Origin of the sequence: Pseudomonas sp. LS_2 (assembly GCF_042709235.1) — a bacterium.
In the GTDB taxonomy this organism is placed as follows: domain Bacteria; phylum Pseudomonadota; class Gammaproteobacteria; order Pseudomonadales; family Pseudomonadaceae; genus Aquipseudomonas.
Window position 1 is genome coordinate 91634 of record NZ_JAVAYC010000014.1, and the last position, 12749, is coordinate 104382.

The following is a 12749-nucleotide window of genomic DNA, read 5'->3' on the forward strand; positions in this document are numbered from 1 at the left end:
GTATCTATAGTTGTGCAAGACGCCACGAATCGAAACCGTCACACAGGCGTCATAAGATTCGCCGGCGGCCCTGAGCAGACGCTTCATTCAGGCCCCGTCTACCCTGCCCTGCATCAATCCCAGACGTGTCGCGCGTTGGCGTAACCTCGCGATCGTGGCACGATTGCCGGGTTATCGACCGAGAATTTCGAGATCATGCCGCATACCACCGCAAAGAACCTGTCGTTGATCGCCGCCATCGACCTGGGCTCCAACAGCTTCCACATGGTCGTGGCCAAGGCCCACCTCAGCGAGATACGCATTCTTGAAAGGCTCGGCGAGAAGGTTCAGCTGGCAGCCGGCATCGACGAAGAGCGCAAGCTCAGCGAAGAGGCCATGCAGCGCGGGCTGGAATGCCTCAAGCGCTTCGCCCAGCTGATCAACGGCATGCCTGCCGGCGCGGTACGCATCGTCGGCACCAACGCCCTGCGCGAAGCGCGCAACCGCAACGAGTTCATTCAGCGCGCCGAGGTGATCTTGGGCCACCCGGTCGAAGTCATCTCCGGGCGTGAAGAAGCGCGCCTGATCTACCTGGGGGTCTCCCATACCCTGGCCGATACCCCCGGTAAGCGCCTGGTGGCCGACATCGGCGGCGGCAGCACCGAATTCATCATCGGCCAGCGCTTCGAGCCGCTGCTGCGCGAAAGCCTGCAAATGGGTTGCGTGAGCTTCACCCAGCGCTATTTCCGCGACGGCAAGATCACCCCCGCACGCTATGCCCAGGCCTACACCGCGGCGCGCCTGGAGCTGATGAGCATCGAGAATGCCCTGCACCGCCTGACCTGGGATGAAGCGATTGGCTCGTCCGGCACCATCCGCGCCATCGGCGCCGCCATCAAGGCCATGGGCCAAGGCAACGGCGAGGTCAACGCCGAAGGCCTGAATTCGCTCAAGCGCAAGCTGTTCAAGCTGGGCGAAACCGACAAGATCGACTTCGATGGCGTGAAACCCGACCGCCGGGCCATCTTCCCCGCTGGTCTGGCGATCCTCGAGGCGATCTTCGACGCCCTGGAACTGCAACGCATGGACCACTGCGACGGCGCCCTGCGCGAAGGTGTGCTGTATGACCTGCTGGGCCGCCACCAGCACGAGGATGTACGCGAACGCACCCTTAACTCGCTGATGGAGCGCTACCACGTCGACCAAGGCCAGGCCGCACGCGTCGAGCGCAAGGCGCTGCACGCCTTCGACCAGGTCGCCAAGGCCTGGGACCTCGAAGAGGGCAACTGGCGCGACCTGCTGGGTTGGGCGGCAAAGGTGCATGAGGTGGGCCTGGACATCGCCCACTACCATTACCACAAGCACGGCGCCTACCTGATCGAGCACTCCGACCTTTCAGGCTTCTCCCGCGAAGACCAGCAGATGTTGGCCCTGCTGGTGCGCGGCCACCGCCGCAACATTCCCAAGGACAAGTTCGCCGAGTTCGGCGATGAAGGCGTCAAGCTGATCCGCCTGTGCGTACTGCTGCGCTTCGCCATCCTCTTCCACCACATCCGCGGCACTCAGCAGATGCCAAAGGTGCAGTTCAAGGCCAAGGACGACAGCCTGGAGGTGGTCTTCCCGGAAGGCTGGCTGGAACAGAACCAGCTGACCCAGGCCGACTTCGACAACGAAGCGCAGTGGCTGACCCGGGTCAACTTCACCCTCAGCGTACGTTGAGTACCGGGTTGCTCAGGCGCTCCAGCAGGGTCGACTGAGCGCTGCGAGGGTTCTGGTTGCCGGTCGGCGTGCTGCGCACGTAGCGCCCGTCCGGTTGCAAGGTCCAGGCCTGGGTGTTGTCGGTGAGGTAGCCCTCGAGCTCCTTCTTCACCCGCAGCAGCAACTTCTTGCCCTCCACCGGGAAGCAGGTCTCGACGCGCTTGTCGAGGTTGCGCTCCATCCAGTCGGCACTCGACAGGTAGATCTGCTCGTCGCCGCCATTGAGGAAGTAGAACACCCGGGTGTGCTCGAGGAAGCGGCCGATGATCGAGCGCACGTTGATGTTGTGCGAAACCCCCGGAATACCTGGGCGCAGGCAACACATGCCACGCACCACCAGGTCGATACGCACGCCGGACTGGCTGGCCTTGTACAACGCCTTGATGACCTTGGCATCGGTCAGCGAGTTGAACTTGGCGATGATGTGCGCAGGCTTGCCCTCGAGCGCGAACTGGGTTTCGCGAGCGATCATGTCGAGCATGCCTTTCTTCAGGGTGAAAGGCGCGTGCAGCAGCTTCTTCATGCGCAGGGTCTTGCCCATGCCGATCAGCTGACTGAACAGCTTGCCGACGTCCTCGGTGAGGGCATCGTCGGAGGTCAGCAGGCTGTAGTCGGTGTACAGGCGCGCGTTGCCAGCGTGGTAGTTGCCGGTGCCCAGGTGCGCGTAGCGGACGATCTCGCCCTGCTCACGGCGCAGGATGAGCATCATCTTGGCGTGGGTCTTGAAGCCCACCACACCATAGATCACCACCGCGCCCGCCGCTTGCAGGCGGCTGGCCATTTGCAGGTTGGATTCTTCGTCGAAGCGCGCACGCAGTTCGATCACCGCAGTGACCTCCTTGCCGTTGCGCGCCGCGTCCACCAGGGCGTCGACGATTTCCGAGTTGGCCCCGGAGCGATACAGGGTCTGGCGCACGGCGAGCACATGGGGGTCTTTGGCGGCCTGGCGCAGCAGGTCGATCACCGGGGTGAACGACTCGAACGGGTGCATCAGCAACACGTCCTGCTTGCCCACCACGCTGAAGATATTCTCGGCGTTCTGCAAAAGCTTCGGAATCGCCGGGGTGAACGGCGTGTATTGCAGCTCCGGGTGGCTATCCAGACTGGTGATGCTGAACAGCCGGGTAAGGTTGACCGGGCCGTTGACCTGGTAAAGCTCGCTTTCGCTCAAGCTGAACTGCTTGAGCAGGTAATCGGAAAGATGTTTCGGGCAGGTGTCGGCCACTTCCAGGCGCACGGCATCGCCATAGCGGCGCGAGAACAGCTCGCCACGCAACGCGCGGGCAAGGTCGTCGACTTCCTCGGAGTCCAGCGCCAGGTCGGCGTTACGGGTCAGGCGGAACTGGTAACAGCCCTTGACCTTCATGCCTTGGAACAGGTCGTCGGCGTGGGCGTGGATCATCGACGACAGGAACACATAGTTGTCGCCAGGGCCACCCACGTCTTCCGGCACGCGGATCACCCGTGGCAGGAGGCGCGGCGCCGGGATGATCGCCAGGCCCGAGTCGCGGCCAAAGGCGTCCACGCCTTCGAGCTCGACGATGAAGTTCAGGCTCTTGTTCACCAGCAACGGGAACGGGTGGGTCGGGTCGAGGCCGATCGGGGTGATGATCGGCGCGATCTCGTCGCGGAAATAGCGGCGCACCCAGGTCTTGAGCTTGGGCGTCCAGTAGCGGCGGCGGATGAAGCGGATCTGGTGTTTTTCCAGCTCCGGCAGCAGCACATCGTTGAGGATCGCGTATTGGCGATCCACCTCACCATGCACCAGCTCGCTGATGCGGGCCAGCGCCTGGTGCGGTTGCAGGCCGTCGGCACCGGCCTGTTCACGGGCGAAGTTGATCTGCTTCTTCAAGCCCGCCACGCGGATCTCGAAGAACTCGTCGAGGTTGCTGGAGAAGATCAGCAGGAACTTCAGACGTTCGAGCAGCGGGTAGGACTCATCCAGCGCCTGCTCCAGCACGCGGATGTTGAACTGCAGCTGCGAGAGCTCGCGATGAATGTACAGGCTGCTGTCGTCCAGGCCCGGGACGGGGATCGCCGGCGTCGGGGTCGGCGCCGGGGCGGCTTCGGCCACCACCTCCGGTTCGACCGCGGGCGGCAGGTCCGTTGGCGTCTCGAGCAGCTCTTCCGGGAGCGCCTGGGCTTCCTTGATTTCGACAGGTGTGAGCACTTCGTTATTCATCTGACGTTCCTGTTAGGGCGTTACTGCCCTCTCAACAATTGAGCGGCACGCACGGCGAAATAGGTCAGGATGCCATCGGCGCCTGCCCGTTTGAAAGCGGTGAGCGATTCGAGGATGACCGCCTCGCCGAGCCAGCCATTCTGGATCGCAGCCATGTGCATGGCGTATTCGCCGCTGACCTGATAGGCGAAGGTCGGCACGCGGAATTCGGTTTTGACCCGGTAGACGATATCCAGGTAGGGCATGCCAGGCTTGACCATGACCATGTCGGCACCTTCGGCGAGGTCGGTGGCCACTTCATGCAGGGCCTCGTCACCATTGGCCGGGTCCATCTGGTAGGAGGCCTTGTTGGCCTTGCCCAGGTTCAGGGCCGAGCCTACCGCGTCGCGGAACGGGCCGTAGTAGGCGCTGGCGTACTTGGCCGAGTAGGCCATGATGCGCACATTGACGTGGCCGGCCTGTTCCAGGGCTTCGCGGATCGCCAGCAGGCGGCCGTCCATCATGTCAGACGGGGCCACCACCTGGGCGCCAGCCTCGGCGTGCGACAACGCCTGGCGCACCAGGGCGTCGACGGTGATGTCGTTCTGCACGTAGCCTTCTTCATCGAGGATGCCGTCCTGGCCGTGGGTAGTGAACGGGTCCAGGGCCACGTCGGTGATGACGCCAAGCTCAGGGAAGCGCTCACGCAGGGCACGGGTGGCGCGCTGGGCGATGCCGTCCGGGTTCCAGGCTTCGGCGGCATCGAGGGTTTTCTTCTCGCTCGGCGTTACCGGGAACAGCGCCAATGCCGGGATCCCCAGGCGTACCCATTCCTGCGCGGCTTCGAGCAGCAGGTCGATCGACAGGCGTTCGACACCCGGCATCGAAGGGATTTCTTCACGACGGTTTTCACCGTCCAGCACGAATACCGGAAGAATCAGGTCATCGACGGTCAGGGTGTTTTCACGCACCAAGCGACGGGAGAAATCATCCCGGCGGTTGCGACGCAGGCGGGTGGCAGGAAACATACGGTTGGCGGGGGTAAAGCTCACGGCAGACTCCTGAGCCCGCGCAGACGGGCTAGCGTGACAGTTATAAGCGGCCATTATGACGTCTGTGTTACACCTTGAGGCAACCCTGCGACTTGCGGCCGCAGGCATTGTCCTCGTAGGAATTCTTCACCTCAAGACACATTCGGACACTTTCCCACAGCCGCACGAGGGAGTAGGCTGCGCGTTCATTTCGCCAGCACGCCAGAATATGCTTCAAGAATTCCTGAACGATTTCGGCTACTTTGCCCTTTTTCTCGGCACGTTCTTCGAGGGCGAGACCATTCTCGTGCTCGCAGGCTTTCTGGCGTTCCGCGAATACATGGACATCAAGGTGGTCATCGCCGTGGCCTTCTGCGGAAGCTACGCCGGTGACCAGCTGTGGTATTTCATGGGCCGCCGCCATGGACGCAAGATCCTGGCCCGCAAGCCGCGCTGGCAGGCCCTGGGCGACCGGGCCCTGGAGCACATCCGTCGCCACCCGGACATCTGGGTGCTGAGCTTTCGCTTCGTCTATGGTCTGCGCACGGTGATGCCGGTGGCCATCGGCCTGTCGGGCTACCCGCCGCGGCGCTACCTGTTGCTCAATGGCATTGGCGCGGCGATCTGGGCCGTGGCGCTGGGCTTGGCCGCCTACCACTTCGGCGCCATCCTCGAAGGCATGCTGGGCAGCATCAAGAAATACGAGCTATGGGTGCTCGGTGGCTTGCTCGTGCTGGGTGGCGGGCTGTGGCTGCGCCGGCGTTACCGTAACCAGCGCGCGGAGCGCCAGGCTGCGGCAGACAGCCAGCCCCCAGAAGCTGAGCAGGCTGTAGCCCCCGAGCAGGAGCCAGGCAAGGGGCGTGGCCGTCCCTAGGCCCAGCACACCCGCCAAATAAAGCGCTGGCCCGTTCGACAGCAGGCGGGCCACTTCCAGGCGCAGCGCCCAAGGGCGATCCTCCAGCGCTGCGCCCAGCACGAACAGACCACCGGCCATCACTACCCAGCCCAGCACCAGGGCCGCGCCCGGTACACGCTCGGCCACCTCCATCAGGTAGCTGCCCAGCGCGATGTACAGCGCGAACTGCACCACCACGTACACCTGCTGCGCCTTGCCCAAAGGCACCTCGAACTTGCGAAACAGCGCCAGGTCCGGCTTGGCCTGAGGGTCTGCCTGCGCCACATCGGCCGGCCGCCAGCCCGTTGGCATGAACCAGATACGCAGTTTGTCGCGCAGGCTGCGGGTACGCCGGGCATCGCTCCACAGCTGGGCATAGAACTGCAGGTTGGCCCACAGCGGGTTCCAGCTCGCCAGCGGCGTTGTCACGCCAAAGACGACCGGCTCGCGCGGGTCTTCTTCCTGGAAGGTGCCGAACAGGCGGTCCCAGATAATGAACACACCGCCGTAGTTGCGATCCAAATACAAAGGATTCTGTGCATGGTGGACGCGATGGTTGGACGGCGTGATCAATACCCACTCGAGCCAGCCGAGCTTCGGCACATGGCGAGTGTGCACCCAGAACTGGTACAGCAGGTTCAACGACGCCACGGTGATGAACACCAGGGGCGGCACGCCGAGCAGTGCCAGCGGCAAGTAGAAGATCCACGAGAAAATAAAGCCGCTACTGGTCTGGCGCAGGGCAGTGGTGAGGTTGTACTCCTCGCTCTGGTGGTGCACCGAGTGCGCCGCCCACAGCACATTACGCTCGTGCCCCAGGCGATGCAGCCAGTAGTAGCAGAGGTCATAGAGCACGAACGCCAGCAACCACACCCACAGCGCCCCCTCCGGCAGGCGCAGCAGCGCCAGGTGCTCCCAGGCGATGGCGTAGGTCACCAGCCCAACGCCCTTGGTCAAAAGCCCGGTGCTGGTCGACAAGGCGCCGGTGCTGAGGCTGTTGATGGCGTCGGCCAGCCGGTAGTTGCGCTGGCCACGCACACGGTCGGCCACCAGCTCCACGGCGATCAACACGAAGAAGAACGGCACGGCCAGCAGAATCAGGTCCATGGGCAGCGTCTCTTTGGGGGCTCTCCAGAGATTAGGCCCAGGCGTGGGCGAACCCTATGGCCACATCTGCCAAACTAGAGGACATTTAGCGCCTCGATACTGGAGTAACAAGCATGACGAAAAAAGTTGCGTTGATTCTTTCCGGGTGTGGCGTGTATGACGGCGCCGAGATCCACGAAAGCGTGATCACCCTGCTGCGCCTCGACCAACGTGGCGCCCAGGTGCAGTGCTTCGCGCCGAACATCCCGCAGATGCACGTGATCAACCACCTCACCGGCGAAGAGATGCCCGAGTCGCGCAACGTGCTGGTGGAATCTGCGCGCATTGCCCGTGGCGATGTGAAGGACATCCGCGAAGCCAAGGTGCAGGACTTCGACGCGCTGATCGTGCCTGGCGGCTTCGGTGCCGCGAAGAATCTCTCCAACTTTGCCGTCGAAGGCGCGGGCTGCAGCGTGCACCCGGATGTGCTGGCCCTGGCCGAAGCCTTCGCCGATGCCTGCAAGCCGGTGGGCCTGATCTGCATCTCTCCTGCCCTGGCGGCGAAGATCTATGGCCCCGGCGTGGTCTGCACCATTGGCAACGATGCCGACACCAGCGCGGCGGTGGTGAAGATGGGCGGTACCCATGAGGAATGCGATGTACACGACATCGTCGAGGACACCCAGCGCAAGCTGGTGACTACCCCGGCCTACATGCTGGCCAAGTCGATCAGCGAAGCGGCGGGTGGAATCTACAAACTGGTGGATCGCGTACTGGAGCTGACCCACGAAGCCGACTGAAGCGCTCATACCCGAAAACCTGCGCACTTCGTGTAGGGGCGGGCTTGCCCGCTCCTACGGGGTCTGCTGCGCTCCCGGTATCAGTCCGCCTGGCTTGGGGCTTCCTGCAAGGCCAACTGGGCCTCGGCGCCGCGCCAACGACGCACGGCTTTCTGGAAGAACTGGCTGTTCGGCACCTGCACCAGTGCACCACCCGCCTCCGGGGTTTCCATCAACGTGGTGTACAGCAGGTTGATGGCGATGACCCGGCCCTTTACCCCCGGCTTGTCAGTGGTGTCGACCAGTTCCACCACATCACCGATGCGAAACGGCCCGACGGTGAAGATCAACACCGCACACAGCAGGTTCGACAGCACGCTCCAGATGGCGAAAAACGCCACCGCCGCCACCGCGACGAAACCCGACAAGGCCGTCCACAGCACCGTGGCGGAAACGCCCATGCGCTCGAGCACGAACAGCAACGCGCTGCCCACGATCAACCAGCGCAGACCTGCGCGCACCGGCACCAGCAGCTCCGGCGGCAGCGGGTAGCGATCACCCAGGCGGCTTAGCGCGCGGCCGACGATACGTTGCAGGATGAACGCGAACGTCAGGATCAACAGCACCTGAAGCCCCAGCCAGAACGCGTCCATCCATTGTCCCGGCAGCAGCCCGCGCAGCTCCTCCATCAGGACAATGCCTCAAGTTCGGCCTGCATGCTTTCCAGCGTTTCCAGGGCTTCCATCCATGCCTCCTCCAGCTCGCCTTCACGCTGCTTGAGCTTGCTCTGGCGCGCCAACAGGTCGCGCAGTTCCTCCTTGCGTGCGTTGTCGTAGAGACCACTGTCGCCCAGTGCCGTTTCGATCTCGGCCAGTTGCGTGTGCACCTGGCCCAGCTCGGCTTCGAGCTTCTCGGCGGCGCGCTTGTGCGGTGCGAGCTGCTGGCGCAGTGCGGCAGCGGCCTGGCGCTGGGCCTTCTTGTCGGTCTTGTCCGGGTTGACCGGCGTGTTGCTGACCGGTGCGCTGCGCTGACGGAAGTCAATCAGCCAACGGCTGTAGTCGTCCAGGTCGCCGTCGAAGGCCTCGACCTTGCCATCAGCCACCAGGAGAAAGTCGTCAGTGGTGCTCTTGAGCAGGTGACGGTCGTGGGAAACCACCACCACGGCGCCGCTGAACTCCTGCAAGGCCATGGTCAGGGCCAGGCGCATTTCCAGGTCGAGGTGGTTGGTCGGTTCGTCGAGCAGCAGCAGGTTTGGCCGCTCCCAGGCGATCAACGCCAGGGCCAGGCGCGCCTTTTCGCCACCGGAAAAATTCACCACCGGCTCATCCACCCGGTCGCCGTGGAAGTCGAAGCCACCCAGGAAGTCGCGCAGGGTCTGCTCGCGCTCGGCCGGCGCCAGGCGTTGCAGATGCAGCAGCGGGCTGGCCTTGTCGTCCAGCGAGTCGAGCTGGTGCTGGGCGAAGTAGCCGACGGCGAGGTTCTCGCCACGGGCCAGGCGCCCGGCGATGGGCTCGAGTTCGCCGGCGAGGTTCTTGATCAGGGTCGACTTGCCGGCACCGTTGGGGCCAAGCAGGCCGATGCGCGCGCCGGGGACCAATTGCAGCTTTACCTTCTCGAGGATGGCCTTTTCGCCGTAACCCAAGCGCGCTTCGGAAAGGTCCAGCAACGGGCTGGAGAGCTTGTGTGCCTCGCGGAAGACAAAGTCGAACGGCGAATCGACGTGGGCGGCCGAAAGCTCTTCCATGCGTTCCAGGGCCTTGATTCGGCTTTGCGCCTGGCGGGCCTTGGTAGCCTGGGCCTTGAAGCGGGCGATGTACTTTTCCATGTGCGCGCGCTGCGCCTGCTGCTTCTCGTAGGCCTGCTGCTGCTGCGCCAGGCGCTCGGCGCGGGTGCGCTCGAAGGCACTGTAGCCGCCCTTGTAGAGGTTCAGCTTGCGCTGCTCGACGTGCAGCACGTGGTCGACCACGGCGTCGAGGAAGTCGCGGTCGTGGGAAATCAGCAGCAGCGTGCCGGGATAGCTCTTGAGCCATTCTTCCAGCCAGAGGATGGCGTCGAGATCAAGGTGGTTGGTGGGCTCGTCAAGCAGCAGCAGGTCGGAAGGGCACATCAGTGCCTGGGCCAGGTTCAGGCGCATCCGCCACCCACCGGAGAAGTCGCCGACCCGGCGATCCATCTGCTCGCTGGTAAAGCCGAGGCCGGCCAGCAGCTTGCGCGCGCGCGCATCGGCGGTGTAGCCATCGGCGCTGTCCAGCTCGCTGTGCAGACGTGCCACCGCGTTGCCGTCGTGGGCCTGCTCGGCAGCGGCAAGCTCGGCCTGGACCGTACGCAGACGCAGGTCGCCGTCGAGTACGTAGTCCACGGCCAGGCGGTCGAGGGTGTCGACCTCCTGGCGCATGTGCGCGATGCGCCAGTCACCGGGAACCTGGCAGTCGCCGGCGTCCTGGGACAGCTCGCCACGCAGCAAGGCGAACAGGCTGGATTTACCGGCGCCGTTGGCACCGATCAAACCGGCCTTGTGGCCGGTATGCAGGGTCATCTCGGCGCCTTCTAGCAGGCGCTGTGGACCACGCTGTAAAGTGAGGTTCGATAGTCTGATCATGATGGTCGCGGAGTCTATCAGCTTCCGGATGGGCCACACAGGCCACTCGATCATTGGCGCGAGCGAACCATGCACGACGAACTTTGGAATCATGCCCTGGCCTTGTATGCACGGCCCGGCGTGGAGAATGCCTGCTTAAGTTTGCAGGAACTGGGGGGCGATGTGTGCCTGTTGCTGTGCGCCACTTGGCTGCAGAGGCGGCAGGTACCCGCCAGCGTCTTGCGCGCGCAGGAGTTGAGGGACATCGCCGAGCCATGGCAGCGGAACGTGATAGGTCCGCTGCGTGCACTGCGTCGTGAATGGCGCGGCCCTGCACGGGGTGATGTGCAACTGACGACACTCCGGGAGCGCGTCAAAACGCTGGAACTGGATGCAGAACGCACGTTGCTGACGCGTTTGCAGGCGCATGCGCAGCAGTGGCCCGCAAGCCCGGGCGGGCCTACGGGAGACTGGCTGGAGTGGCTGGTGCCGGAGCAGGCCGGCGACCACGACGCGCTGCGACAGCTGCGCGCCGCGGCCAAGGGGCTTCAGGACGCCGTGGACGGTGACTGAGCCGGGGTGCTGGTCGGAACGGACGAAGTCGCGCTGGCGGGGCTTGCCGAGTTGGTGGTTGGGGCCGGTGCAGCGGCGGGAGCCGCAGGCTTGGGCGCTGCGGACTTGGCAGCCGCCGGTTTCGCGGCGGGCTTTGCAACAGGTTTCGCGGCAGCGGGTTTCGCAGCAGGTTTGGCTACTGGCTTCGCGGCAGCGGGCTTGGCGGCAGCGGATTTAGCAACAGGCTTGGCGGCGGGTTTCGCGACGGCGGGCTTGGCAGCGGGTTTCGCGGCAGTGGTCTTCGCGGCAGGCTTGGCGGCTGGCTTCGCGGCAGCGGTCTTCGCGGCAGGCTTGGCAGCGGGTTTCGCAGCAGCGGTCTTCGCGGCAGGCTTGGCAGCCGGTTTCGCAGCAGCGGTCTTCGCGGCAGGCTTGGCAGCCGGTTTCGCGGCAGCGGTCTTCGCGGCAGGCTTGGCAGCCGGTTTCGCGGCAGCGGTCTTCGCGGCAGGCTTGGCAGCGGGTTTCGCGGCAGCGGTCTTCGCGGCAGGCTTGGCAGCGGGTTTCGCGACAGCGGTCTTCACAGCACGCTTGGCGGCAGGCTTGGCGGCAGTTTTCGAGGCAACCGGCTTGGCAGCGGCAGTACGTGCGCCCAAGGCTTTACCCGCAGCTTCGCGAACCTTGCCAACGCCCTGGGCCAACTTCAGGCTTTCCTGGGCATCACGCTTGAGTTGCTGAATATAAGTACGGGTTTGCGTCTGGCGATCTTTCAGCGAATCGAGCAGGGTTTCAAGTTCGCCGATAGCGCCTTTGGCCTTACCCTGGGCCTTGGCTTTTCCGGCCTTGGCAGCATCCTGCAACTTCAGGCGAGCGTTGTGTAGTTTCTCCTGCGCCTTGCCACGTTGTTTCTCCAACTTGGCCAGCAATTTTTCCGCATCAGCCAGCGCTTGCGAGCAGGCCTCTTCCAAATGTTCGAGCAGGCTACCGGAAAGTTGCTGGAGCAGGTGCAAAGGCGTACTGACTGGCTTGTTTCTGGCCGACATGGCTTACCTCCTGGCTGACGAGATTGCGGCTCATACTATGCTTCTGCTGCTACCGCCGCTAGGGCATGTTGACAGTATTGTTTGCGCCGCGTTGCATGCCTGGGCAAAGTTGTTATCTTGCAGCTGCGTGCAAGTGTAGTTCGCGATTAAGTCATTGCAGATATTTACACATTACCGGGCAACAAACGCTGGCATACTTTGCGCTCTTGCAGCAGGAGTCGACCGTGCCCCGTTATCTGATTTTCGGCCTGTATCTTTTGGCGCCCTGCGCCTTCGCCGCCACCGACACTCCCCCCACAAACGACCAGGACCTGGCCTACAGCCTGGGCTCCAGCCTAGGTGAGCGTTTGCGCCAGGAGATGCCGGGTCTGCAACTTGACGCCTTGATAGAGGGCCTGCGCCAGGCTTATCAGGGCCAGCCACCACGCATCGACAAGGCACGCATGCAAGCCATCCTCGCGCAACACGAAGAACAGGCCAATGCGGCAGCGCAACAAGCCGAGTTAGAGCGAGTGCAGAGTGCGGAAAAACGCTTCCTGACCAACGAACGCGCCCGCGCAGGCGTGCACGAACTGGCCGAGGGTGTGCTCTACACCGAGCTGGCCAGCGGCAATGGTGCTCAGCCCAAGGCAGGCGGCAGGGTGCAGGTACGCTATGTGGGGAAATTGCCGGATGGCTCGGTGTTCGACCAGAACCTGCAACCGCAGTGGTTCAGCCTGGGTTCGGTGATAGAGGGTTGGCAGGTGGCGTTGCCGAAGATGAAAGCCGGTGCGAAATGGCGGGTGGTGGTGCCGTCGGCCCAAGCCTACGGCGCGGAAGGTGCAGGTGACTTGATAGCGCCCTACACCCCTCTGGTATTCGAGATCGAGCTGCTGTCGGTAGCCGACTGAAGC

Annotated in this window: 10 protein-coding genes and 1 pseudogene; 5 read left to right on the forward strand and 6 right to left on the reverse strand. The window is 63.8% G+C overall.

Annotated elements, in window-relative coordinates:
* The first annotated feature begins 195 nt into the window (after window positions 1-195).
* Window positions 196-1698 (forward strand): exopolyphosphatase, encoded by a 1503-nt coding sequence (ppx, locus tag RAC97_RS14805; protein WP_375099990.1) that lies wholly within the window; start codon window positions 196-198, stop codon window positions 1696-1698.
* On the opposite strand, the gene ppk1 is transcribed toward ppx, so the two are convergent.
* Window positions 1685-3919, reverse strand: coding sequence for a polyphosphate kinase 1 (gene ppk1 / locus RAC97_RS14810; protein WP_375099989.1), 2235 nt, complete (start codon window positions 3917-3919; stop codon window positions 1685-1687). The two genes, ppx and ppk1, sit on opposite strands and share 14 nt — an antisense overlap.
* 20 nt (window positions 3920-3939) lie before the next feature.
* Window positions 3940-4950 (reverse strand): porphobilinogen synthase, encoded by a 1011-nt coding sequence (gene hemB / locus RAC97_RS14815; RefSeq protein WP_375099987.1) that lies wholly within the window; start codon window positions 4948-4950, stop codon window positions 3940-3942.
* A 208-nt stretch (window positions 4951-5158) separates the two neighbouring features.
* Between hemB and RAC97_RS14820 the strand changes: the two genes are divergently transcribed.
* Window positions 5159-5803: a DedA family protein gene (locus tag RAC97_RS14820; RefSeq protein ID WP_375099985.1), complete on the forward strand. Its 645-nt coding sequence runs from the start codon at window positions 5159-5161 to the stop codon at window positions 5801-5803.
* A 501-nt stretch (window positions 5804-6304) separates the two neighbouring features.
* On the opposite strand, the pseudogene RAC97_RS14825 reads toward RAC97_RS14820, so the two are convergent.
* Window positions 6305-6931 (reverse strand): annotated as a pseudogene (locus tag RAC97_RS14825) (sterol desaturase family protein); the annotation flags it as partial.
* 113 nt (window positions 6932-7044) lie between these two features.
* On the opposite strand from RAC97_RS14825, the gene elbB reads away from it, so the two are divergent.
* A complete protein-coding gene (gene elbB / locus RAC97_RS14830) occupies window positions 7045-7710 on the forward strand; it encodes an isoprenoid biosynthesis glyoxalase ElbB (RefSeq protein ID WP_375099983.1) in 666 nt (221 codons plus the stop codon).
* A gap of 80 nt (window positions 7711-7790) precedes the next feature.
* Here elbB and RAC97_RS14835 read toward each other — a convergent pair whose 3' ends face one another.
* Both RAC97_RS14835 and RAC97_RS14840 read right to left on the reverse strand, forming a co-directional pair.
* Window positions 7791-8378 carry a mechanosensitive ion channel domain-containing protein gene (locus RAC97_RS14835; protein WP_375099982.1) on the reverse strand — a complete coding sequence of 196 codons (588 nt, stop codon included), beginning with the start codon at window positions 8376-8378 and terminating at the stop codon, window positions 7791-7793.
* Window positions 8378-10288, reverse strand: coding sequence for an ATP-binding cassette domain-containing protein (locus RAC97_RS14840; RefSeq protein WP_375099981.1), 1911 nt, complete (start codon window positions 10286-10288; stop codon window positions 8378-8380). The genes RAC97_RS14835 and RAC97_RS14840 overlap by 1 nt, the downstream gene beginning before the upstream one ends.
* A gap of 69 nt (window positions 10289-10357) precedes the next feature.
* Between RAC97_RS14840 and RAC97_RS14845 the strand changes: the two genes are divergently transcribed.
* Window positions 10358-10840, forward strand: a complete 483-nt coding sequence (locus tag RAC97_RS14845) for a TIGR02444 family protein (RefSeq protein WP_375099980.1) — start codon at window positions 10358-10360, stop codon at window positions 10838-10840.
* Here the strand turns inward: RAC97_RS14845 and RAC97_RS14850 are convergent.
* Entirely contained in the window at window positions 10816-11856 is a 1041-nt protein-coding gene (locus RAC97_RS14850) for an AlgP family protein (RefSeq protein ID WP_379671494.1), read from the reverse strand. The genes RAC97_RS14845 and RAC97_RS14850 overlap by 25 nt on opposite strands.
* Before the next feature lie 224 nt (window positions 11857-12080).
* Between RAC97_RS14850 and RAC97_RS14855 the strand changes: the two genes are divergently transcribed.
* A complete protein-coding gene (locus tag RAC97_RS14855; protein WP_375102051.1) occupies window positions 12081-12746 on the forward strand; it encodes an FKBP-type peptidyl-prolyl cis-trans isomerase in 666 nt (221 codons plus the stop codon).
* The last annotated feature ends 3 nt before the right edge of the window (window positions 12747-12749 follow it).